This is a genomic window from Streptomyces sp. NPDC042201, from assembly GCF_055582185.1.
The window spans coordinates 368315-390110 of sequence record NZ_JBVJDS010000008.1; the positions used below are offsets into that span (position 1 = coordinate 368315).

General features: G+C 68.7%; 21 protein-coding genes. 14 read left to right on the top strand and 7 right to left on the bottom strand.

Features of this window, described 5'->3' with window-relative positions; genetic code table 11:
- Positions 1–11: 11 nt before the first annotated feature.
- Positions 12–134 (top strand): hypothetical protein, encoded by a 123-nt coding sequence (locus tag ACZ6MZ_RS21810; RefSeq protein ID WP_389789045.1) that lies wholly within the window; start codon positions 12–14, stop codon positions 132–134.
- Here ACZ6MZ_RS21810 and ACZ6MZ_RS21815 read toward each other — a convergent pair.
- Positions 131–2191, bottom strand: a complete 2061-nt coding sequence (locus ACZ6MZ_RS21815) for a serine/threonine-protein kinase (protein ID WP_469353680.1) — start codon at positions 2189–2191, stop codon at positions 131–133. The genes ACZ6MZ_RS21810 and ACZ6MZ_RS21815 overlap by 4 nt on opposite strands.
- Before the next feature lie 257 nt (positions 2192–2448).
- Here ACZ6MZ_RS21815 and ACZ6MZ_RS21820 point away from each other — a divergent pair, with 257 nt between their 5' ends.
- The 3 genes from ACZ6MZ_RS21820 to ACZ6MZ_RS21830 all read left to right on the top strand — a co-directional run bounded on the left by ACZ6MZ_RS21820 (position 2449) and on the right by ACZ6MZ_RS21830 (position 5401).
- Complete coding sequence (locus ACZ6MZ_RS21820; protein ID WP_386878453.1) at positions 2449–3321, top strand: trypsin-like serine peptidase; 873 nt, start codon at positions 2449–2451, stop codon at positions 3319–3321.
- A gap of 150 nt (positions 3322–3471) precedes the next feature.
- Positions 3472–3975, top strand: a complete 504-nt coding sequence (locus tag ACZ6MZ_RS21825; RefSeq protein WP_469353682.1) for a hypothetical protein — start codon at positions 3472–3474, stop codon at positions 3973–3975.
- 112 nt (positions 3976–4087) lie between these two features.
- Complete coding sequence (locus ACZ6MZ_RS21830; protein ID WP_469353684.1) at positions 4088–5401, top strand: Nramp family divalent metal transporter; 1314 nt, start codon at positions 4088–4090, stop codon at positions 5399–5401.
- A 156-nt stretch (positions 5402–5557) separates the two neighbouring features.
- Here ACZ6MZ_RS21830 and ACZ6MZ_RS21835 read toward each other — a convergent pair whose 3' ends face one another.
- The 6 genes from ACZ6MZ_RS21835 to ACZ6MZ_RS21860 all read right to left on the bottom strand — a co-directional run bounded on the left by ACZ6MZ_RS21835 (position 5558) and on the right by ACZ6MZ_RS21860 (position 11770).
- Entirely contained in the window at positions 5558–6589 is a 1032-nt protein-coding gene (locus ACZ6MZ_RS21835; protein WP_469353686.1) for a chitinase, read from the bottom strand.
- A gap of 260 nt (positions 6590–6849) precedes the next feature.
- Positions 6850–8565, bottom strand: coding sequence for a chitinase (locus ACZ6MZ_RS21840; protein WP_469353688.1), 1716 nt, complete (start codon positions 8563–8565; stop codon positions 6850–6852).
- 143 nt (positions 8566–8708) lie between these two features.
- On the bottom strand, positions 8709–9152 hold the full coding sequence (locus ACZ6MZ_RS21845; protein WP_469353689.1) for a hypothetical protein: 444 nt from the start codon (positions 9150–9152) through the stop codon (positions 8709–8711).
- Positions 9153–9258: 106 nt separating this feature from the next.
- Positions 9259–9681, bottom strand: coding sequence for a DUF3592 domain-containing protein (locus ACZ6MZ_RS21850; RefSeq protein WP_469353690.1), 423 nt, complete (start codon positions 9679–9681; stop codon positions 9259–9261).
- A 9-nt stretch (positions 9682–9690) separates the two neighbouring features.
- Positions 9691–10242: a hypothetical protein gene (locus ACZ6MZ_RS21855; RefSeq protein WP_469353692.1), complete on the bottom strand. Its 552-nt coding sequence runs from the start codon at positions 10240–10242 to the stop codon at positions 9691–9693.
- A gap of 25 nt (positions 10243–10267) precedes the next feature.
- Positions 10268–11770 carry a hypothetical protein gene (locus ACZ6MZ_RS21860; protein ID WP_469353693.1) on the bottom strand — a complete coding sequence of 501 codons (1503 nt, stop codon included), beginning with the start codon at positions 11768–11770 and terminating at the stop codon, positions 10268–10270.
- A 345-nt stretch (positions 11771–12115) separates the two neighbouring features.
- Here ACZ6MZ_RS21860 and ACZ6MZ_RS21865 point away from each other — a divergent pair, with 345 nt between their 5' ends.
- The 10 genes from ACZ6MZ_RS21865 (at position 12116) to ACZ6MZ_RS21910 (ending at position 21755) form a co-directional block, all read left to right on the top strand.
- Positions 12116–12994, top strand: a complete 879-nt coding sequence (locus ACZ6MZ_RS21865; RefSeq protein WP_389788977.1) for a hypothetical protein — start codon at positions 12116–12118, stop codon at positions 12992–12994.
- 129 nt (positions 12995–13123) lie between these two features.
- Entirely contained in the window at positions 13124–13834 is a 711-nt protein-coding gene (gene cpaB / locus ACZ6MZ_RS21870; protein ID WP_384181021.1) for a Flp pilus assembly protein CpaB, read from the top strand.
- 7 nt (positions 13835–13841) lie between these two features.
- On the top strand, positions 13842–15125 hold the full coding sequence (locus tag ACZ6MZ_RS21875) for a CpaE/TadZ family protein (RefSeq protein WP_389678694.1): 1284 nt from the start codon (positions 13842–13844) through the stop codon (positions 15123–15125).
- The gene (locus ACZ6MZ_RS21880) at positions 15122–15562 is read left to right on the top strand and encodes a TadE/TadG family type IV pilus assembly protein (RefSeq protein WP_469353695.1); all 441 of its coding nucleotides are present in this window, start codon (positions 15122–15124) and stop codon (positions 15560–15562) included. The genes ACZ6MZ_RS21875 and ACZ6MZ_RS21880 overlap by 4 nt, the downstream gene beginning before the upstream one ends.
- Before the next feature lie 3 nt (positions 15563–15565).
- Complete coding sequence (locus ACZ6MZ_RS21885; protein WP_469353696.1) at positions 15566–15979, top strand: TadE family protein; 414 nt, start codon at positions 15566–15568, stop codon at positions 15977–15979.
- 52 nt (positions 15980–16031) lie between these two features.
- Positions 16032–17369, top strand: a complete 1338-nt coding sequence (locus ACZ6MZ_RS21890; RefSeq protein WP_384181028.1) for a CpaF family protein — start codon at positions 16032–16034, stop codon at positions 17367–17369.
- A gap of 17 nt (positions 17370–17386) precedes the next feature.
- Positions 17387–18325, top strand: a complete 939-nt coding sequence (locus tag ACZ6MZ_RS21895; RefSeq protein WP_469353698.1) for a type II secretion system F family protein — start codon at positions 17387–17389, stop codon at positions 18323–18325.
- An 11-nt stretch (positions 18326–18336) separates the two neighbouring features.
- Positions 18337–19209 carry a DUF5936 domain-containing protein gene (locus ACZ6MZ_RS21900; RefSeq protein ID WP_469353699.1) on the top strand — a complete coding sequence of 291 codons (873 nt, stop codon included), beginning with the start codon at positions 18337–18339 and terminating at the stop codon, positions 19207–19209.
- 41 nt (positions 19210–19250) lie between these two features.
- Positions 19251–20600, top strand: coding sequence for a sensor histidine kinase (locus ACZ6MZ_RS21905; RefSeq protein WP_469353701.1), 1350 nt, complete (start codon positions 19251–19253; stop codon positions 20598–20600).
- 48 nt (positions 20601–20648) lie between these two features.
- A complete protein-coding gene (locus ACZ6MZ_RS21910) occupies positions 20649–21755 on the top strand; it encodes a response regulator (RefSeq protein WP_469353703.1) in 1107 nt (368 codons plus the stop codon).
- Positions 21756–21796 lie beyond the last annotated feature (41 nt).

Below are 21796 nucleotides of genomic sequence, written 5' to 3' on the forward strand. Positions count from 1 at the left end.
CGCGGAGTGCCGTGCCGCGATCCCCCCGCTTCGGGATCTCCGAGCGCGACACCCTGAAGTCCTGGACGGTGCTGGAGACGGTCCTGTCGGTGGCCGGTTTTGTGGTCGCCGCGGCGCTGAGTCCGATCATTTAGTCGACGATCTTCGAGCAGACGTAGTTCTTGCCGTCGTCGACCTCGTACCAGGAGTAGCGGGTGGTGTCGTTCTGGTACCGGCGGCAGGAGACATCGCTCTCGTCCGACGGCATGGTGTGGTAGCCCGTGATCTGCATGACGTAGGAATATCCCTCGGGGACGGTGTCGGCGCCGCAGCTCCATACGGTCCGGAGATTGCCGTCGCCGGCCCCGTCGCTGTCGGCCTTGGCGATGAAGCACTGGCCGACCTCGTACCGGCGGGTGAGGCAGAGCGTGGTGACGACGCTGTCGTCGCCCACGTTGCTCCACATCTCCTCGTCGGCGTCCGTATCGCACTCCCAGTCGGAGTCCGAGGTGGCGAACGCGACGCGGTTGTAGGCGTCGGCGGCGTCGCAGTCGACGCGTTCCGGTGCGGGGTCGTTCCAGCCCAGGCGTCCGTCGTCGTGCGAGCTGAGACAGTCTCCGGTGTCCACGGCCAGGAAGGCGAGGTCCGTCTCGTTCGGGGTGGGTGCGGCCGGTGTGGGGGCGGGATCGGTGTAGGAGCTGTAGGAGGAACCCCCGCTGCTCGACGAGCCGCTGGTGGAGTCGTCGGCGTCCCAGGGCTGCCAGATGAACATGAGGACGGCCACGCCGATGAGGAGCCAACCCCAGCCCGAGGACGACTTCTCGGCGGTGGCCGCGGGCGTCGTCGGGCTGGGGTTGGCGGAGGCGGTCCGCCCGGTGGAAGAACCGGTGGTCGAACCGCTGGCAGAACCGGCGGTCCGCCCGGCGGACGAACCGCTGGAAGAACCGGCGGCTGGACCGGCAGCGGCGGCGGGACCGGGCCGCGCCTGCCCCTCCCGCTCGGCTCGTTTCCGCGCGGCGCTTTCCTGTTCGGCCCGCGCCTCGGCCCGCTCGCGCGCACGCCGCTCCCGCTCGGCCCGCCGCTCGGCACGTTCCCGTTCCGCCCGGTCGTGCTCGCGGGCGGCCCGCTCCTGCTCCCGGGCGGCGCGCTCCTTCTCCCGTCGCTGTTTCTCTTCCTCCTCTTCCTGTCCGGCGGCCCGGGTGTACTGCCGGGTCGGTCCGGGGCCCCGTACCCCGCGCGTACGGTCGTCCGCGGCCGGGTCGTCCGCGTGCGCGCCCTCCGCGCCGGCGCCCGGCTCCGGGCCCTCCCGTAGCGTCCGCCCCTGCCGGTCGTACGCCTCGATCAGCGCCGTCCAGCGCGGTGGCAGCCATCTGCTGCCGCTCTCCGACACCGGAAGGCCGACGAGGCCCGACTTGAACTGGGCCAGTACGTCGGCGGGTTGGGGCCTGCCGGCCGGGTCCGCCGCCAGGCAGGAGCGGATCAGCTGGTTCAGCTCGCGCGGCAGCCCGCTCAGGTCCAGCTCGCTCCGCGACACCCGGGCCAGCAGCCCCAGGGTGTCGCCGTCCGGGGCGTACGGCGGCCGGCCGACCGCCAGATGGAAGAGGGTCGCGCCCAGCGAGTAGATGTCGGAGGCAGCCGTGGACGGCTCGCCCCTGGCCTGCTCGGGGGAGGTGAAGGCGATCGTGCCGAGGGTGAGGCTGGTGCGGGTGAGGTCGCTGGCGTGCGAGATCCCGAAGTCGATGACGCGCGGGCCGTTCAGCGGGAGCAGTACGTTCGGCGGCTTGATGTCACGGTGGACGATGCCCTGGCCGTGCAGGGCGACCAGGGCCGCCGCCACCCCCGCGCCCACCCACCGCACCGCCGAGGCGGGCGGGTGACCGGCCGTCCGCACCAGTTCGTCGAGGGACGGCGCGGCGATGTATTCGATCGCCATCCACGGGCGGGCCGCTTCGGCGTCGGCGTCCAGCACCCGCGCCGTGTAGCCGCTGTCCACCCGCTGGGCCAGCGCCACTTCGCGGGCGAACCGCCGGCGGTCGGTGTCACTGACGAGCCCTTCGGCGAGCAGGGTCTTGACCGCCACCAGCCGCCGGTCGGCGGAGCGCGCCAGATAGATCCGGCCCATTCCGCCCGAACCGAGCCTGCCGATGATGCGGTACGACCCCAGCGTCGCCGGATCGTCCTCGCCCAGCCGCATGATCTTTACCCCGGACATGCCCCAGCTCCCCCCGCTGTGCCCCTGCCCCCCGCTGCCCCGACGTGTCTCCCGACGTCGCGCCGCGGTCCCCTGGTGCCCTGAGCTTCCCACGGTCCCGCCGTGTTCGCCGCGCGATGGATAACACGCTCGGCGCCGCCGCCCCGTTCCCGCCGCGGATCCGGAATTCACGAGGCATGGTTGCCCGCCGCCCCGCATGCGTCAACAATGCGCATGACAAAAACGAAGGTACTTCGTTCACAGAGGGGATCCCCCACATGAAGAAGCCTCTCCTTGGTGCGCTTCTCGCCGTCCTGCTCCTCGGAGCGGGGGCGGCACCCGCGGTGGCGACCAGCCACGACGCGGGCGCGCCGGCGCTCACCACCACGGCCGAGAGAGCCCCCCAAGTCAAGGTCAAGGCGGTCGACTTCGCCGGGACGGTGGCGCTCAGCAACTGTTCCGGCTCTGTCGTCCGTACGCCGGCGTCGCAGCCGAGCGACCCCGCGCTGGTCCTCTCCAACGGCCACTGCCTGGAGAGCGGCTTCCCCGCGGCCGGCGAGGTCATCGTCAACAAGCCGTCCTCCCGCACCTTCACCCTGCTGAACTCGGCGGGCACCGGCGTCGGAACCCTGCGCGCGAGCAAGGTCGCGTACGGGACGATGACCGACACCGACGTCTCGCTCTACCAGCTCACCACCACCTACGCCCAGATCCAGAGCACGTACGGGATAGCGGCGCTGGAGCTCAACGCCGCCCGCCCGGTGCAGGGCACCGCCATCAAGGTGGTCTCCGGCTACTGGAAGCGCATCTACAGCTGCAACATCGATGGTTTCGCCTACCAGTTGAAGGAGGGCGCGTGGACCTGGAAGGACTCGGTCCGCTACACCTCCTCCTGCAACACGATCGGCGGGACCTCGGGCTCGCCGGTGATCGACAACGCCACCGGCAAGGTCGTCGCCGTCAACAACACCGGTAACGAGAGCGGCGGGCGCTGCACGGACAACAACCCGTGCGAGGTCGACCAGAACGGCAATGTCACCGTGCGCCAGGGCATCAACTACGCCCAGGAGACCTACGGGATCGTGGCGTGCGTCGCCGCGGGCAACCAGATCGACCTGTCCCGCGCGGGCTGCACCCTGCCCAAGCCGTAACGGCCCGCAGCCCGGACACGGACAGCGGCGCCGCCGGGAAGGCGGCGGCGCCGCGCGGTCATGGCACAGGCCGGTCACGGGGGTGCGCCTCGTCCATACTGGTCGGCGAAAGCGCCGACAGGTGGCGAGCGAGGGCCGGGGAGGCCGCACATGGTGCACATGGACCGGAACGGCGGACGGGACAGCGACATACCGGCCCCGCCCCCTCAGCCGGGCTTCGGCCCGCCGCCCGCGGCCTACGCGCCGCAGCAGCCGCATCCCGGGTACGCCGCTCCGCAGCCTCACCCCGCGTACGCCGCCCCGCAGCAGCAGTCCTATCCGGGGTACGGCCCGCCGCAACCGCAGTACGGCGCCCCGCAGCCGCCCGCCGGGCCCGACTTCCTCGCGACCGACCGCCGCAACGCCGTGGTGGTCGACGCCGCCGGTGTGTCTTTCGAGGCCAACGGCGCGACCGCTGAATTCGCCTGGCATCAGATTCATACCGTCCACCACAAGGCGGGCAACCACGGCTATGCCCTCATGGTGGCCGTGGTGCTCCCCGACGGCAGGTTCTACGAGTGCGTGGTGAACGCCCGTAGCCGCTCGAAGCTTCAGCAGTGGCTGGCGCAGCTCGGCCCCGTCCTCGCCATGTACCTCGCGCGCAGCGGGCGGTAGCCACCCCGGCCCCGCCACCGAACCCTCACTGACGGCCCTCTTGCGCGATCACTGACACCGGGATTTGGTGACGTGAGTCACGTACGGGGACGAGCGGGAGGCGAAGAAACGCATGGCAGGAACCACGGACACCGGCATGGACGAGGCCGTCTCCCGTCCACGCAAGTCGAGTTGGACCTATATCGGCCCGGGCATCGTCGTCGCGGCGACCGGCGTCGGCGCGGGCGATCTGGTCGCGACGCTCATCGCCGGCAGCAAGTTCGGCTACACCCTGATGTGGGCAGCGGTCATCGGCTGTGTCGTCAAGATCTCCCTCGCCGAGGCGGCGGGCCGCTGGCATCTCGCCACCGGACGCACCCTCTTCGAGGGCTGGCGCAGCGTCGGCCGGTGGACCACCGGGTACTTCGCGGTGTACGTCCTCGTCTGGGGCTTCGTCTACGGCGCCACGGCCATGTCCTCCAGCGCCCTGCCGATCGTCGCGCTGTTCCCGGACGGCCCCGGCCTCAAGACCTGGGCGGTCATCACCGGTCTCATCGGTCTGGTCTTCGTCTGGTTCAACCAGTACGCCGTCTTCGAGAAGGTCATGACGGTCCTGATCGGCGTGATGTTCGTGGTGGTCGTGTATGTCGCGATCCGGGTCGCCCCTGACCTCGGCGCCGCCTTCGCGGGTCTCGCCCCGGTCCTGCCGGACGGCTCACTGCTCTACACGCTCGGTCTGATCGGCGGCGTGGGCGGCACGATCACCATGGCGGCGTACGGGTACTGGGTCAACGCCAAGGGCTGGACCAACTCCGGCTGGATGAAGGTGATGCGCCTGGACAACCGGGTCGCGTACATCACCACCGGCCTCTTCGTCGTCGCCATGCTGATCATCGGCGCGGAGCTGCTGCACAGCTCTCATGTCGCCCTCACCACCGGCGACCGCGGCCTGATCGACCTCGGCACCATCCTGGAGGACCGCTTCGGCCCGGCCACCGCGAAGCTCTTCCTCGTCGGCTTCTTCGCCACGTCCTTCTCGTCGCTGATCGGCGTCTGGCACGGCGTGAGCCTGATGTTCGCGGACTTCGTGGAGCAGATCCGCAAGGAGCGCGTGGGGCTGGCGGTGGGCGAGGGCACCGGGGCGGCGAAGGAGGTCGCGGCCGGCGAGCGGGAGCGCTCGGTGCCGTTCCGCGCGTATCTGCTCTGGCTGACCTTCCCCCCGATCTCGCTGCTCTTCCTCGACCAGCCCTTCGGTCTGGTCGTGGTCTACGGCGTGCTGGGCGCCTTCTTCATGCCGTTCCTGGCGCTCACCCTGGTCTGGCTGCTCAACTCCTCCCGCACGCCCGCCGAATGGCGCAACGGCATCCTGAGCAATGTGATGCTCACGGCGGCGGGACTGCTGTTCGTGGTGCTGTGTGTCCAGCAGGTACGCGACATCCCCTGGTAGAGGAAGAAGCTCGGGCAGACACACGGCAGCGCCGTCGGGTGGGGTTTCGACGGCGCTGCCGGCCCTGTGGGGGGCTTGTGCGACCGGCCGCTGTCCGGGGGCCGGTCGGGTCTGGTGCGTTCGTGCGGTGCGGGGCGGTTGCTGCGGTGCGGGCGGCTACGGAAGGCCGTGGACGTGCGCGCCCACGGCGTCGGACCAGGCGTTGCCCGCGGCCGCGTCCCAGTTGGTCGACCAGGTCATCGCGCCCCGCAGGCCCGGGTAGGTCTTGGCGGGCTTGAACGCACCGCAGTTCGTGCCCCGCGTCAGACAGTCCAGGGCGTTGTTCACGACCGAGGGCGCCACATAACCGCTGCCCGCGCCGCTCGGCGAGGCCGGTACCCCGATGCCGACCTGCGACGGGTCGAGGCCGCCCTCCAGCTGGATACAGGCGAGCGCGGTGAGGAAGTCGACCGAGCCCTGCGAGTAGACCTGACCGTCACAGCCGAGCATCGAACCGCTGTTGTAGTACTGCATGTTGACGACGGTGAGGATGTCCTTGACGTTCAGCGCGGTCTTGAAGTACTCACCGGCCGTCGACTGCATGTCGATGGTCTGCGGCGCCATGGTGAGGACGAATCCCGGGCCCGCCTTTGACGCGAGCGACTCCAGCGCCTGCGTCATATAGGTGGAGTTGAGGCCGTTCTCCAGGTCGATGTCGACGCCGTCGAAGCCGTACTCCTGCATCAGCGCGTACACCGAGTCGGCGAAGGCGGTGGCGGAGGCGGAGTCATTGATCGAGACCGTGCCCTTCTCGCCGCCGATGGAGATGATCACGGACTTGCCGGCGGCCTGCTTGGCGGCCACGTCGGACTTGAACTGGTCGACGCTGTAGCCGCCGAGGCCGGCCGAGTCGAGAGCGAAGGTGACCTGGCCCGGTGTGCCGGTGGCGTCGGCGAAGGCGACCGCGATGATGTCGTACTGGTCCTGGACCTCGCCGAGGGTCTGGACGGTCGCGCCGTTGTTGAAGTTCTGCCAGTAGCCGGTGACGGCGTGAGCGGGTACGGCGGCGGGCGCGGCGGCCGCTGTGGGGGCGGGCCCGGTCGCCGTGTCGGCCGCCTGGGCGGCGGGTATCGCGAGTCCGGCGGCGGTGAAGACGGCCGCGACGGCCAGAGCGGCTTTCAGTCTGTGGGGACGTACGTTCCTCTGCACTGCATGGCCTCCGTGGGGGGAGTGTGCACGCCGCACCGCGCAGTGACGCACTGCGTGGACGCACGGCGTGTGAGGGGGTTTCGGGACGGTGGCCACCGTTGGTCCTCCAAACTGGTCCAGACCATTGTTCTTGTCAAGGGCCCGCACGGGATCCCGGTGGATCCGCTCCCGCGACGGCCTGTCCGCCCCCCCCAGCGGTGCGTCGGGTTCCGCGGCAGCGCCGCCGGGGGAGCGGCGGCGCTGCCGGTATGGGGTGCCTGTTACGGCAGGCCGTGGACGTGCGGTCCGACGGCGTTGGACCAGGCGTTGCCCGCCGTCGCGTCCCAGTTGGTCGACCAGGTCATCGCGCCACGGATACCGGGGTAGGTCTTGGAGGGCTTGAACGAACCGCAGTTGGTGCCCCTGGCGAGGCAGTCCAGGGCGTTCTTCACGATGGACGGATCGACATAGCCGCTGCCCGCGCCCCGCGTGGAGGCGGGCACTCCGAGGCCGACCTGCGAGGGGGCGAGGCCGCCTTCGAGCTGGATGCAGGCGAGTGCGGTGAGGAAGTCGACGGAGCCCTGCGAGTAGACCTTGCCGTCGCAGCCGAGCATCGAACCGCTGTTGTAGTACTGCATGTTGACGACGGTGAGGATGTCCTTGACGTTCAGCGCGGTCTTGAAGTACTCGCCGCCCGTCGACTGCATGTCGATGGTCTGCGGGGCCATCGTCAGCACCAGTCCCGCGCCGGCCTTGGCGGACAGCTGGCGCAGGGCCTTCGTCATGTACGTGGAGTTGAGGCCGTTCTCCAGGTCGATGTCGACACCGCTGAAGCCGTACTCCTGCATCAGCGCGTAGGCGCTGTTGGCGAAGGCGGTCGCGGAGGCGTCACTGTTGACCGCGACGCTGCCCTTCTCGCCGCCGACCGAGAGGATCACGGACTTGCCCGCGGTCTTCTTCGCGGCGATGTCCGCCTTGAAGTCGGCGACGGAACCGTAACCGACGGCCGGGTCGAGATTGAAGGTGAGCTGGCCGGGCGTGGCCGTCGCGTCGGCGAAGGACACGGCGATGATGTCGTACTGCGACTGGACGTCACGGAGCTTCTGGACGGCCGCGCCGTTGTTGAAGTTCTGCCAGTAGCCGGTCAGCGCGTGCTTCGGCACCGCGGGGTTGCCCGGGTTCCCGCCGCCGCTCTCGGCGGTCTTACCGGTCACCGCCGAGGACTTCGCGGACTCGCCGGCCGCGTTGGTGGCGCTCACCTGGAACTGGTACGAGGTGTTGGCCGCCAGCCCGGTCACGGTCGTGGAGGCGCCGCTCGCCGACTGGATCTTCGCGCCGCCCTGGTAGACGTTGTACCCGGTCGCCCCGGACACCGCGCTCCAGTTGAGCGTGACGGACGAGGAGGTCACGGACCCGACCGCGAGCCCGGCGGGCGTGCCGGGCACCTGGGGCTGCGGGTCACCGCCGCCACCGCCGTCGGGGCCGAACACGGACACGTCGTCGGCGTAGTACGCGCTCTGCCCGTACCACCCGTGCGTGTAGACGGTCACCGACCTGGTCGAGGCGCCGGTCCTGAAGCTGGTCGTGAGCTGCTTCCACCCGGAGCTGTCCGGCGTCCAGGCCGACACATCGGTCGTCCCGGTCCCTTCGGCCCCGAGATACGCGTACCCGCCCTGCACCCAGGCGCTCAGTGTGTACGTCGAGTTCGGCTGCACGGCCACGGCCTGCGTGCACTTGGCGTTGTCCTGGCCGGCGGGCGTGGCCCGCAGCGCGGCGGCTCCGCCGTGCACGGGCGAGCCGACCGTGGCGCCGCTGCCGGCGGAACAGGTCCAGCTGCCGAGCCCGGACTCGAAGCCCGCGTTCTTGGCCACGTTGATGTCGGCGGCCTGCGCGGTCCCGACCAGCCCGGTCAGACTCAGCGCACCGGCGGCCACCACAGCCACCGCCCCGCCGATCCAGGTCCTTATGCGTCTTCTACCGCCTGGTGCACGTTCCACTTGCTGCCTCCGCTGGGGTTTCGGGGAAGGAGGTACTCGAGAGGGGGAACGGTGGCCACCGTCGGGCGTAAAACTGGTCCAGACCAATCGAGTTGTCAAGACCTGTGGCACAAGGCCGTATACGAGAAGGCGCCGCCGCCGCCTCACTCCTCCTGGAGCTGGTCCGCCGCGTAGCCCGCCACACAGCCCACCACCAGTACCGCGTTCGACATCAGCAGGCCCTCCGCCGCGAGGCCGTCCCACTGGAGCGACATGTTGAGCGCCTGGGCCGCCACCGGCACGGCGAAGGCCGCCGCCAGGTGCTGGATCGGGGCGTCGCGGAAGGGATCGCGGTGCAGGCGGCCGGCGGCCCAGGCCGCGAGCGCGATGCACACGGCGTTCGGGAGATGGATCAGCAGCAGCCGGCCGAGGAACGTCTCCAACCTGTCGTCCGAGGCCAGATAGTCGTAGACCAGCGTGGCCTGGAGATACTCCGTGAAGACCAGGATGACGATGCCGGCCGCCCAGGCGCGCACGAGCGCGAACACCGCCGCCCCGCGCCCCTCGTCCCGCTGGGCGGGCGCCCCCGGGTAGTCGTACCGCGTCATTGCCCCTGTCCTCCGATCAGATCGTTGTGTGTCAGGCCGGCGCGCGTCGGGTCGTAGTGTGTCGGGTCGCCGTGCGTCGGGCCGGCGCGCGTCACGTCGGCGCGCATCAGATCACCGTGAACACGAACACCGCCGCGAAGCCGGCGGCCGCCAGCCCGCAGCCCGTCACCAGCAGCGCGTACGGCAGCACCGGTGACCAGCTGCCGCGGCCCGCGACCGTCGCCGTACGTTCGGGGGCGGCCGGGTCGTACGCCACCGTGACCTCGGAACCCACCCGCACCGCGCGGGTGGCCAGGTCCTCGAACTCGATTCTGCGTCCGTCCTGGGCGCTGAAAGTGAACACATGGCGCTGGGCGTCGGAGCGGTTGAACGGCTCGGTCTCGATCCGTACGCACACACCGGGCGCCCGGCCGCCCGCCCGCAGCGCCCGCGCCACCGCGGCCAGCCGGCGGGCGTAGTGGACCGCCAGCCAGCCGAACAGCAGGACCATGCCGACGAAGAAGACGTAGTCACCACCGGGAATCTCCATCGCGGCCGCCTACCTCACCGTGATCGAGTCGATGATCTTCTTCAGATCGCCGTCGCTGAGCTTCCCCTTGGCCGCGTCGACCCGTACCGCGTACGCCTTCTCCGCGGAGTCGAGCCCCGCGATGATCACGCCCTTGATCCGGGAGCCCTTCTCGGTGAACTCGAAGTCGATGCGCCGGGCCTCCTCCGTGCCGTCGGGGCCCGCGACCTGGATGTCCCGCTGCTCCTGGAGCGTCGAGCCGAGAGCGATCCCCGCCTCGGCGCCGATCGCCGCCTCCTCCACCGAGTCGGCGTTGGTGAAATCGAGCTGGACCGTGATCATTCCGATGTCCTTGCCGCCCTCGGAGAGGGTCGCGGCCGCCGCGTTGTACTTACTGCGCCCGTCCGCGCTCTGCGGAGTGAAGGCCGGCGGGTGCACGACCGTGACCACCGAGGTCTTCAGCGTGCCCCAGCCCTCGGGCACCGTGCCGCCCGCGGAGTCCGCACCGCAGCCGGCCGTCAGCACGACGGCTGCGGAGGCGGCGGCCGAGGCCAGCCATCCGGTCATCTTCTTGCTGCTCATGGCGTGTGTGCTCCTGTCGCCCGGGTCAGTTCGCACAGTAGCTGTACGGAACGTAGCTGCGGCTGTCCCCGTGGGGGGCGCCCAGGAACTGCGCCTTGTCGAGGGTCTCTTCCTTCTTCTCCGTGGAGACCGAGAAGCCGAGGCTCAGTCCCAGGTTCAGCTCGAAGCCGTACTCCGCCGCGTCCGTCGCACCGGCGTAGTTCGTCCGGCTCGACAGACCCTCGTCGAAGAGCAGCTGCCCGAACGGGTCGTCCGCGCCGGGCCGCTTCGTCGGCGCGTGGTCGTCGAACATGTAGGTGAAGGGCGCGGCGTTGTCGCCGCTGCCGTCCAGCCACTCCTGAGCGGTCCTGCGCTGCTGGTCGCCCGCCGCGCCCGGCGGGATGACCACGGAGTTGGTGACGACCTCGATGCCGGTGGACTGGTCGCTGCCCTTCACCCCGCCGCTGCCGCCGCGCTTGTCGTCGCCGCTCTTGCCGTTGTCGCCGCCGACCTTGACGCCGTCCTTCGTGGCGCCGGTCTCGACCGTACGGGTCATGTCGATACGCAGCAGCTCGCCGGTCTTCTTGTCGTGGGTGACCGTGATCGTGCCGGTCCGGGTGGTGGACGCCGACGACTCGCCGCTGAGGGGCCCGGCCTCGTAGCCGACCTTCGAGCCGTACTCGATGGCCGCGCTGTACGTGTACGCCTTGGTGCCCTTGAAGTCGTTGTCGGTCCAGGTCGCCTCGGGCGAGAACTTGAAGTTGCCGCCGAGCGTGGCGCTCAGCTTCTTCTCGTCGCCCGCCGACAGCTTGAGCCCGCCGGCCGCGCTGGCCTCAAGGCCGACCTTGCCGTAGCTGATGTGGCGGTTGCCGAGCTTGTCCTCGATGCGGTCGCGCAGCTTCTCCTCCTCGGCCATCGGGCCCTTGCCGAAGAGGTAGAGGATGCCGCTGCCGAGGCCGCCGCCCCGCGAGTTGGCGTGCCGGTTGGCCAGCTCGTACGTCTTCAGGTCCTCGATGTCGTCACGGAAGGACGCGGCCTCCTCCTCGCTGTCGAAGACCCAGGTGTCGCCGTTGGTGACCTTGATCCCGGCCCCGAGTTCGACCTTGTCGGCGCCGAACTTGCCTATCTTCGCGCCCGGTTTCCAGTCCTTCTTGGCGGCGACGGAAGCGGCGTCGGTGAAGGTCATCGTGACCTGCTGGTCGTTCTCGTCGACCTTGCCGTCCTTGTTGACGTCGGTCTTCGCCCTGAAGGTCTGCTGCTGGAAGCCGTATTCCTCGCCCCACTCGATGAAGAGGACCTTCGCCTTGGCGCCGGCCTTGTCGCTGATCGAGGAGATCTGGCAGAGGGGCGGCTCGAAGTCGGCGTCGGTTCTGGGGGCGGCCTCGTTCCCCGTCCCGCCGGAGCCGCAGCGGCCGCCGTCGATCACGCAGCGGATCTTCTGGCCGAGCGCATCACCGATGCCCGTCGTGCCCACCGCTCCGATGATCGCGACGACGACCACCACCATGCCGATGTACTCGGTGGCTGTGGTGCCCCGGTCCCGTCTCATCCGCTGTCCCCCTTGGTGACCGCGTGCCTCTCGCACGCTCGATCGGAAGGGAGCGTACGGACAGGGCGGCCTCCCTCGCGTGGGCCCGTGGACCCAACTCGGACCCAAAGCGGCATAGTTGTGTCAGGAGTCCCGCCCGATGAGTCATCAATTGAAACGTGAGTAAACAGCTGACTGCTTCGCCCGTTTTCGGTGGCGTCCTACCCGCGTGGACTGTTGCACTGAGAGCTGAAAGGTGTTCTCTGCACCGTAGGACGTGGATAAAGTGCGTGGGGCAGGTGCACGGAGCAGGAGAGATCTGCGGTCGCCGGGACTCCGGCGGCCGGAGCTGAACGGGGAACCAGCGTGCCGACCGCGATTGCTGTCACCAGCCCTGATCTGGTGTTACCACCGACGGATCAGCAGACGCCGACCGCGGCGCTGCTCCAGTCTCCGGACGCCCAGCCGTTGGAGGCCGCGCTCGCGGACATGCAGGTGCTTCTCGAACAGCACGGCTATGTCGTCGCCCTCTACCCGGCCAGCATCCCGGTGGCGCACCAGCGCCGGCTGCACACCATCCGGTCCGTCATGGAGAGCGACCGCATCGCACTGCTGAAACTCGACCTGCCGCCCCTGGGCGTCGCCGTACTCGTGCGCCAGATGCGGCAGTTGTCCATCTGTGACTTCAGCCCGGGAGTCGTCGCCTCGGCGGCTCGCCTGCTCTCGCACTACATATACGCCGGAGCGCTGCTCAGCTCCGTCACCAAGCTCGACCGCGTTCCGGTCAGCCTCAAGACACATGCCAAGTCCTGGGTTCCCGGCTCCCAGTTCGCCGTACTGGCCAACCCCGTACCGCAGTTGGTCAAGATCGGCGGCGGAGAGCTCGCCGGTCCCGAGTTCGGCACACAACTGCTGATCGCCAAGGGGCAGTTGCAGTCGGAGTGGGTCAGCGAAACCCTGGCCCCCGCCTGGCGGGTGCAGGGCGTGCAGGAGGCGGCCCTGCCGGCCGGGTCGCCCCGTTGGTGGGGCACCGCCAAGATGGTCGAGTTCGCCGCCTTCCTGCCGGACATCTCCGTCATCTATCAGCTGGTCTCGTCCGTGCGACGGGAATCGTGCTCGTGGTGCGGTATCGAACTCATAGGCGACCGCTGTGGGTTCTGCTCGGCCCCGCTCCACCCCGCCGAGAACCAAACCGACGCTCCAGGTGTCCTGAACCAGGGAGCCCCCATGCATCACGGCTCGTAGGCGACGACCGGTACCGCTCTCCGGACCGCTCACCCCGTCCGGACCGGCCGCCGCGGCTCAGGCACTTCGTACACCACGTTCCGATCTCTGTCCGCTCAGTCAACGCTTCTGAACGAGGTCTTCCCGCTCATGAATTCACGTCAGCGCCGTGGCGTCATACTTCTGCTCCTGTCAGTTCTCTGCGCCTTTGGTGTGTTCGCCGGCGTCCTGTCCGTGATCAGTGACGTGAACTCCAAGGTGGGTCCTGAGGTGACGGCGTACCGCATCAAGTCGGACGTAGCCCCTTATACGTCCCTGGACAAGGGCCAGTTCGAGAAGATCTCGATGCCGAAGCGCTGGCTGTCGGAGAACGCCGTCACGGACCTGTCGGTGGTGGAGGGCAAGATCGCCGTCAACCAGCTGAAGAAGGGATCCCTGCTCCAGGACGACATGGTCGTCCCCAGGCCGAAGATCGGGAATGACGAGCAGGAGATCGCCATCATGATCGACGCGGCGACGGGGGTCGCGGGCAAGATCAGGCCGGGTTCCTCGGTGAACATCTTCGCGACGTTCGCCGGCAGCAGGGAAGGGGAGGCGGACCAGTCGCGGATCATCGTCGCCAACGCCCGGGTCATCGATGTCGGCCGCCTCACCGCGCTGGAGCCCAACGAGGAAGACCGCGGTCAGCCCACCAACGCCGTACCGATCACCTTCGCGCTGAACACCACGGACGCCCAACGCGTCGCCTACGCCGAGTCCTTCGCCGAACACGTACGTCTGGCCCTGCTCTCCGACGGCAGCCCGACCACGCTGCGCCCGGGCGAGGGTACGTACGAGCTGAGCGAAGACAAGAACAAGTGAGGGCGGTATGACGACACGCATCCTCTCGGCCGTCGGTGACGCCGACGCGGCCCGGTCCATCACCACGCTGCTCAGCCAGCTGCCCGACGCCGAGCCCGCGAGCCCGGTGGGCGACTCGACGACGCTCCTCGACACCCTGGCCCGGCTGGCGGGCGAGTCGATCGACGAGCTGCCCGAGGTCGTGCTGGTGCACGAGCGGATCGGACCGGTACCGGCGCTCGAGCTGATCCGCGAGGTGGCCCTGCGCTTCCCCGCGGTCGGGGTCGTACTCATCACCACGGACGCCAGTCCCGGGCTCTTCTCCGCCGCCATGGACTCGGGCGCGCGCGGGCTGATCGGGCTGCCGCTCAGTTACGAGGACCTGGTGACCCGGGTCCAGGCCGCGGCCAACTGGTCCATCGGGGTACGGCGCCATCTGGGCCAGGGCAGCGACGCCTTCACCGGCCCCGGCGGCACCGTGGTCGCCGTCGCCGGCGGCAAGGGCGGTGTCGGTACGACGGTGGTGGCGGTCCAACTGGCCCTGGCGGCCCACGCGTCGGGCCGGACCACCGCACTGGTCGACCTGGACCTCCAGTCCGGTGACATCGCCTCCTATCTGGATGTGCAGTTCCGCCGCTCCATCGTGGACCTGGCCTCCATCCAGGACATCTCACCCCGGGTGCTCCAGGACGCGGTCCACACCCACCCGACCGGGTTGGGACTGCTGCTCGCGCCGGGGGAGGGCGAGCGCGGCGAGGAGGTCACGGACCGGGTGGCCCGCCAGATCGTCAGTGCGCTGCGCCAGCGGTACCAGGTCGTGGTCATCGACTGCGGCGCCCTGATGAACAGCGCCAACGCCACGGCCGTCGAGATGGCGGACACGGCGGTCCTGGTGACGACTCCGGACGTGGTGTCCGTGCGGGGCGCCAAACGCATGGTGCGGCTCTGGGACCGGCTGCAGATCCGTAAGGCGGAGGAGACGGTCACCCTCGTCAACCGCTACTCGCGCAATACCGAGATCCAGCCGCCGCTGATCGAGCGAATCACCGGAACCCGCGTGGCGCGGGTCGTCGTCCCGGCGAATTTCAAGGAGCTCCAGGGCGTGGTCGACTCCGGCCGTATGCAGGACCTGGAGGCCAAGAGCACGGTCAAGCAGGCGCTGTGGGGTCTGGCCGCCGAACTCGGCCTGGTCACCGCCGCGGAGAACGAGGGCAAGGGCGGAAAGCTCGCGAACGACCGCGGCTCGGTTGCCTTCGGGCGGCGTTCGCGCGGCACCACATCCAGAGAAGGGAAGAGGGGGACGGGGGGATGAGAACCGTCAGGTTCACCAGGCTCAGGAACCTCACCGGGCTCAGGAACTTCACCAGGCTGGGCAGGGACCACGACCGAGGTCAGACGGCGGTCGAGTTCATCGGCATGCTGCCGATCATTCTCGGCACCTGCATCATGCTCTGGCAGGCCGTGCTCATCGGCTACGCCTACACGCTGGCCGGGAACTCGGCGGACGTGGCCGCGCACGACGTGGGCATCATGCGCGCCGGCGACGGCTGGGCGGCGACGTGCACCGAGGGTGCGCGCAGGGGCCTCGCCGACCATGACTTCACCCTCGCCGACGCGGAGTGCGACCTGGACGAGGAGCACCGCTCGGTGCGGGCCAAGGTCGAGGTGTCCGTTCCGGTGCTGTTCCCCGGCTTCATCGACTTCCCGTTCAACGTGACCGGCGAAGCCAGTTCGCCGCAGGAGGGCTGACCCATGCTCGCAGCCGTCGAACGAGAACGGGACCGGGGAAGGGACCGCGGCAGGGGCAGGGGCAGGGTCCGGGGCAGGGACCGGGGCCAGACGGCCGTCGAGTACATCGGCTTCCTGCCGTTCCTGATCCTGATCGGGATCGTGGTCATCCAGCTGGGCATGGCGGCGTACGCGATCCAGCAGGCCGGCACGGCGTCCCGTACCGCCGCGCGCATCGCCTCGCACAACAACGCGGGCGACCCGGTGGCGGCGGGCAGGGCCGCGGTCAGTGACTGGATCCGCGACGGAACCCAGATCTCCATGGCGGGCGGTTCGTACGACGCGGCGAAGGCGACGGCGCGGGTGGAGATCCCGAAGATCATCCCGTGGATCGACTTCGCCCCGATCGAGCGGTCGGCGACGATGCCGCGCGACTGACCGACGTACGGATCGACGGAACAGCCGAGCACGGAATAAGGAGTTGGGACAGATGGGTCTTCTGGAGCGCAGGGGCGCCCCCGAGGAGAACGGGGGGAACCGTGAGGACGGCCATCTCGTCGCCAGCTACCGGTCGAAGCTGCTCCAGGAGATCGATCTCGCGGAGATGTCCGCGCTCGCGGCCGCCGAACGCAGGATCCGCCTGGAGCGGGTCCTCGGCCACATCATCAGCCGCGAGGGCCCGGTCCTCTCCACCGTCGAACGCGCCCAGCTCATCCGGCGGGTTGTCGACGAGGCTCTGGGCCTCGGCATTCTCGAACCCCTCCTCGAAGACGCCTCCGTCTCCGAGATCATGGTCAACGGCCCGGACCAGATCTTCGTGGAGCGCGGCGGCCGGGTGGAACTCCTGCCGATGCGGTTCGCCTCCAACGATCAGCTGATGCAGACCATCGAGCGCATCGTCTCCACGGTGAACCGGCGGGTGGACGAGGCGAACCCCATGGTCGACGCCCGTCTCCCGAGCGGCGAGCGTGTCAACGTGATCATCCCGCCGCTGTCCCTCACGGGCGCGACCCTCACGATCCGGCGCTTCCCCCGCGCCTTCACCCTCCGCGAGATGATCGGCCTCGGCTCGCTCGACGAGCACATGCTCTATCTGCTCTCCGGACTCATCCAGGCCAAGCTGAACGTCATCGTGTCGGGGGCCACCGGTACCGGAAAGACGACCTTGCTCAACGCCCTCTCCGGACTGATCCCGGAGGGCGAGCGCATCATCACCATCGAGGACTCGGCCGAACTCCAGCTCCAGCAGTCGCATGTCATCCGGCTGGAGACCCGCCCTCCGAACGTGGAGGGCAAGGGCGAGATCACCATCCGTGACCTGGTCCGCAACTCCCTGCGTATGCGCCCGGACCGCATCATCGTCGGTGAGGTCCGAGGCGGCGAAACGCTTGACATGCTCCAGGCAATGTCAACCGGTCACGACGGCTCGCTCGCCACCGTCCACGCCAACAGCGCGGAGGACGCGCTGATGCGACTGCAGACCCTGGCGTCCATGTCCGAGGTCGAAGTCCCCTTCGTGGCACTCCAGGACCAGATCAACAGCGCCCTGGACGTCATCGTCCAGCTGACCAGGCATGGCGACGGTTCCCGTCGGATCACCGAGATCGCCATCCTCGACTCGCACGGCCGCGAGCCCTTCAAGATCACCTCGGTGTGCCGCTTCGTCGCGCAGCCCATGGCGGCCGACGGAAAGATCTACGGAGAGTTCGAGTACTACCCGGTCCCGCGCAAGATCGCCGACCGCCTCTACATGGCGGGCCAGCCGATCCCGCAGGCCTTCGGTGTCGCCGCGTCCGACGCACAGCTCGCCACCCGCGAAGCCAAGTAGCCAGTAGGAAGACAGAAATGGATAACCTCGCTCAGCTGACGATCGGTGCCACGCTGGTCTTCTGCGTGCTCGCGGTCGCGGGCGTCCACGTATTCGTGTCGGGCAAGGCCCAGCGCGAGGCGCTCGTGCACCGTCTCTCGTCCACCCAGCAGATACCCGTGGTGGGGCGCCGCAGGCGCTTCCAGGGCGTGGACCGCAGGGTCAGGAATACGAGTTTCGGCAGAAAGGTCGAACTCAAGCTGGCTTCGACCGGACTCGACGTGACGCCCGGCGAGTTCTTCGTCTACATGATTGTCTCCGTCGTGGGCTGCTGGCTGGTCGCCAGTTCCCTGCTGGCCTCTTTCTTCGGACCGATCGCAGCGCTCATCGCCCTCTGGGCGGCGTTTGCCTTCCTCAACTGGCAGCGGCAGAAGCGCATCGAGCGTTTCATCAACCAGCTGCCCGAGCTGTCCCGCATCCTCGCCAATGCCACCCAGGCGGGGCTTGCGCTCCGGATGGCTCTGACGATGGCGGCCGACGAACTCGAAGAGCCGGCCGGTGAGGAACTCGCCAAGGTCGCCAACGCGCTGGCCGTCGGCCACTCCCTCGACGACGCCCTCGGCGATCTGGCCGAACGTCTGCCCTCGCGTGAGCTGGTCGTCCTTGTCACCACGCTCGTACTCTCCAATCGCTCCGGTGGCACGATCGTCAGTTCGCTGCGGAACTTGACCGAGACGCTGGAAGAGCGCAAGGAGACCCGCCGGGAAGTCCGGACCCAGTTGTCACAGGTGACCATGACCGCCTACATCGTCCCCGCTATGGGACTCGGCTGTCTGCTGTTCATCGACAACCTCTATCCCGGCGCCCTCGACAAGGTCACCGGATCCGCATTCGGCCAGGTGGCGGTGTTGATGTCGCTCGCCCTGTACAGCCTCGGCTTTTTCCTCGTCCGTCGCCTTGCCAAGATCGAAGTTTGAGAGGGGCCCTCATGGAATTGCTGCTTTCTCTCGCCGCCGGTCTCTGCACGGCGGGCGTCTTCTACGGCGTCAGGCTCTACCGTGCTGACGCCAAGCTCCCCGGTGATCTCGCCATCGCCCTGGAGGTCGGGTCTACCCGTACCAGCCTTGTCGGTTCGGGTATCGACCGCCTGGGCATGCGGTACGCGCCCTCGATACTGCGCATGATGGGGCCCAAGCGGGTCAACCAGCTGCGGGTGAAGCTCGACATGGCGGGGAACCCCGGTGGTCTGACCGTCGACCGTTACGCCGCGCGCCGGGCCGTCTATGGCTTTGTCGGCCTCCTGGGCGCACTGGCCATGCTCGTGAATTCGCATCCGTTCTTCGCCCTGGGGATGGCGGCATTCGGCATCTGGTGGGTCGACGTCGGTATCTGGTCGGCGATGCGCGAGCGCAAGGCGGCCATTGAACGGACACTGCCTGACTTTCTCGACGTCCTCGCGGTGGTCGTCTCCGCCGGCCTGGGGTTTCGGCAGGCCCTCGATCGTGTGTCCCAGAAGTACGTAGGTCCCTGGAGCGACGAGCTCAAGATCACTCTGCGCCAGATGGACATGGGTGTCAGCCGGCGGGATGCCTTCGAGCAACTCCGCAAGCGCAACGAATCCGACCAGGTGGCCCAGTTCGTCACAGCACTTCAGCAGGGCGAGGAACTTGGTGCTCCGATCGTGGACACGCTGATCGCCATCGCCAACGACATGCGCCGCACGGATGCCCAGAACGCCCGCCGCAAGGCGTCCAAGGCCGTACCCCAAGCCACCGGCATCGTGACGATGCTGATGGTCCCGGCCACGATCCTCCTGATCGGTGTCGGCATGTTCCTGGGGTCGGGCATGGGCATCGGCTGACGAGAAGACCTGGCACTCAGACCAAGAGGGGAGTGAAGACCATGTCGGCGCACTCCGCGTCCACCGGCCCGTCGGAGCCGATCACCGCGGGCGGCAGTCTCGTGGGTACCGGACCTGTGCCCGATGCTGCCGCAGAGCCCGCTTTCAAGATTCAGCTCAGCGCGCTTCAGGCCATGTGCCGACAGGTTTTCGGCTTCCGGCTGGCCATGATCGGTCTGGCGACTCCGTTCGCCCTCCATCGAATGGAGAAGGGCTGGCCCACCTGGCTCGTCGGCCTCGCCATCATCGTCACATTCATGGGTTCCTACCTGCTCTTCCGTGACTGGGAGCGCTTCGGGCCCGCTCTGCTGAAGCATCCCGCGCTGCTCGGTATAGACCTGTTCTTCGGCGCGCTGCTGCTGTTCACCGCGACGCCTGCCAGCCCGCTGAGCTATGTCACGATCTGCACTCCGCTGCTGGCCGGCCTGGTCTACGGCTGGCGTGGCGCGGGATTCTTCGCCTCGCTCACGGTGCTGATCATGGCATTGGCGTATCTGGCCGACGACAGGATCGATGTATCTCTCGTCGACTCCACTCTTCTCCCGGGGCTCTGTGTCATCGTCGGAGTGGTCGGAGTCACCCTGCGCGGCATGATGCTGCGCTTCGGGACGGCGACGGAGGCGCTCAGCGAGGTCCGGGCCCGCCTGGCGGTCACCGAGGCCGTGGACGGCGAACGGGCCCGTCTCGCACGGGAGATGCACGACTCAGTGGCCAAGACACTGCACGGCGTGGCCATGGCCGCCGACGGTCTCGCCAGTTCGGCGGGCCGGATGGATCCGCTCACCGTCAGGAATCAGGCCGAACTCGTCGCACGCTCCGCCCGGCGGGCCGCCGCAGAGTCCCGTGAACTTCTCTCCGACCTGCGCCGCAAGAGCGATCTCGGAGCAGAGGGGGTGGATGTGATGTCCGAACTGAACGCGCGCGTCGATGACTTCGCCCGCCGGAGCGGCATCCATGCCTCCTGTCACCAGCTCGGTGACACTCCGGTCCCCGAGGTCCCGCACGCCGTCGCGCGACACCTGCTCACCATTGCCTCCGAGGCGATGGAGAACGCCCACCGCCATGGCCACCCGACGTATGTGGATGTGGGAGCCGGAGTGGTGGACGGAGCACTGCGCATCAGGGTCTACGACGACGGCCGCGGGCTTCCGGCGGGCACCTCACTGGACGAGCTCAGGCGGGCGGGCCATTTCGGTCTCGTCGGCATGGTCGAACGGGCGGCCGGCATCGGCGCCCGTATCCGGATCGGAAAAGGGCGCGCGGCCAAAGGCACCGAGGTCCGTCTCGAGTTCCCCCTCGGGGCCCTGCGACCGGCCTGGCAGCAGGCACCGGCACCAACGCTCGAGAAGTAGTCAGTTCACCCGCACTCTCCACCCCACACCCCGAGAGGAGGCCGCATCATGCCGGACGACATGTCTTTCGCATCAGGGCAGCAGAACACGCCCTCGTCGCATGTCTCCCAGCACTCGTCGTCGCACAGCACTCCGATCCGTTCGGAGCACACACCCGCGCAGGTACCGATTCCCCAGCCGGCCGCAGCATCCGAAGGCTTCCCCGCTCTGCCCGCCCTTGAGTCCCAGCCATTGAGGGTGGTGATCGCGGACGACAACCCGGTCGTCCGGGCAGGACTTCAGGTCCTGCTCTCGGGGCGTGATGACATCACGGTGGTCGCCGAGGCGGCCGATGGACGCCAGGCCTATGAAGCAACCCAGCAGCACCGTCCGGATGTCGTACTGCTCGACGTGCGCATGCCGGGTGTGGACGGCATTTCCGCGCTGCCGCACCTGGTGCGCATCGCGCCCGTGATGATGCTGACGTACAGCCGCGAGAGCGAGATCGTGCGGGAGGCACTGCGCCTCGGAGCCGGCGGCTACTTGGTCCACGGGGAGTTCACTGCGGACCAACTCGTGGGAGCCGTCAAGGACATCAAGGAGGGCAGGGCCCACTTCACGGCGTCGGCGGCCAACGCTCTGCTGGCCCACATGCGTGGAGGCGCGCAGCCGGCGACCCCGCAGCAGCTTCCCGAAGGTCTCGGCGCGGTGTTCACCACCGGAGTGCCCTTCGGGACGGGACAGGCGGTCCCCACACCGCAGGGCGGTGCGAGTGCACACGGTTTTCCGTTGCACGATGCACCCACATGGGGCCCCGATTCGGGTCGCGGAGCGGGAAGTCAGGTACCGATTGCATTGCGAGGACCCCAGGGGTCTTCGCATGTGCAATCAAATGTGGGACAGTCGGTACCTGCGCAACAGCCACGTTCCAAGGAAGACTTCGGACTGAGTTCCAGGGAGGTGGAAGTGATGGACCTGATCTCGGCCGGAATGACCAATCAGCAGATCGCCGCCACCTGCTTCATCAGTGAGAAGACCGTCAAGAATCACATCAACCGCATCTTCGCCAAGCTCGGCAGCGCCAGCCGCAGTGAAGCCATCGCGATGTGGCTCGGCACGGCTCGCGGGCGGGGCGACGGCGGCGGTACGGGGAGGGGTGCGGCAAGCCATGGCTGAACGGGGGGCGGCGGGTCCGAGCCGTGAGGCCAGGACCGTGA

What these genes read in the sequence shown, in the direction of transcription:
- ACZ6MZ_RS21815 (WP_469353680.1), bottom strand. Translation starts at nt 2,191, where the DNA reads ATGTCCGGGGTAAAGATCATGCGGCTGGGCGAGGACGATCCGGCGACG.
- ACZ6MZ_RS21820 (WP_386878453.1), top strand. Translation starts at nt 2,449, where the DNA reads ATGAAGAAGCCTCTCCTTGGTGCGCTTCTCGCCGTCCTGCTCCTCGGA.
- ACZ6MZ_RS21825 (WP_469353682.1), top strand. Translation starts at nt 3,472, where the DNA reads ATGGTGCACATGGACCGGAACGGCGGACGGGACAGCGACATACCGGCC.
- ACZ6MZ_RS21830 (WP_469353684.1), top strand. Translation starts at nt 4,088, where the DNA reads ATGGCAGGAACCACGGACACCGGCATGGACGAGGCCGTCTCCCGTCCA.
- ACZ6MZ_RS21845 (WP_469353689.1), bottom strand. Translation starts at nt 9,152, where the DNA reads ATGACGCGGTACGACTACCCGGGGGCGCCCGCCCAGCGGGACGAGGGG.
- ACZ6MZ_RS21850 (WP_469353690.1), bottom strand. Translation starts at nt 9,681, where the DNA reads ATGGAGATTCCCGGTGGTGACTACGTCTTCTTCGTCGGCATGGTCCTG.
- ACZ6MZ_RS21855 (WP_469353692.1), bottom strand. Translation starts at nt 10,242, where the DNA reads ATGAGCAGCAAGAAGATGACCGGATGGCTGGCCTCGGCCGCCGCCTCC.
- ACZ6MZ_RS21860 (WP_469353693.1), bottom strand. Translation starts at nt 11,770, where the DNA reads ATGAGACGGGACCGGGGCACCACAGCCACCGAGTACATCGGCATGGTG.
- cpaB (WP_384181021.1), top strand. Translation starts at nt 13,124, where the DNA reads ATGAATTCACGTCAGCGCCGTGGCGTCATACTTCTGCTCCTGTCAGTT.
- ACZ6MZ_RS21875 (WP_389678694.1), top strand. Translation starts at nt 13,842, where the DNA reads ATGACGACACGCATCCTCTCGGCCGTCGGTGACGCCGACGCGGCCCGG.
- ACZ6MZ_RS21880 (WP_469353695.1), top strand. Translation starts at nt 15,122, where the DNA reads ATGAGAACCGTCAGGTTCACCAGGCTCAGGAACCTCACCGGGCTCAGG.
- ACZ6MZ_RS21885 (WP_469353696.1), top strand. Translation starts at nt 15,566, where the DNA reads ATGCTCGCAGCCGTCGAACGAGAACGGGACCGGGGAAGGGACCGCGGC.
- ACZ6MZ_RS21890 (WP_384181028.1), top strand. Translation starts at nt 16,032, where the DNA reads ATGGGTCTTCTGGAGCGCAGGGGCGCCCCCGAGGAGAACGGGGGGAAC.
- ACZ6MZ_RS21895 (WP_469353698.1), top strand. Translation starts at nt 17,387, where the DNA reads ATGGATAACCTCGCTCAGCTGACGATCGGTGCCACGCTGGTCTTCTGC.
- ACZ6MZ_RS21900 (WP_469353699.1), top strand. Translation starts at nt 18,337, where the DNA reads ATGGAATTGCTGCTTTCTCTCGCCGCCGGTCTCTGCACGGCGGGCGTC.
- ACZ6MZ_RS21905 (WP_469353701.1), top strand. Translation starts at nt 19,251, where the DNA reads ATGTCGGCGCACTCCGCGTCCACCGGCCCGTCGGAGCCGATCACCGCG.
- ACZ6MZ_RS21910 (WP_469353703.1), top strand. Translation starts at nt 20,649, where the DNA reads ATGCCGGACGACATGTCTTTCGCATCAGGGCAGCAGAACACGCCCTCG.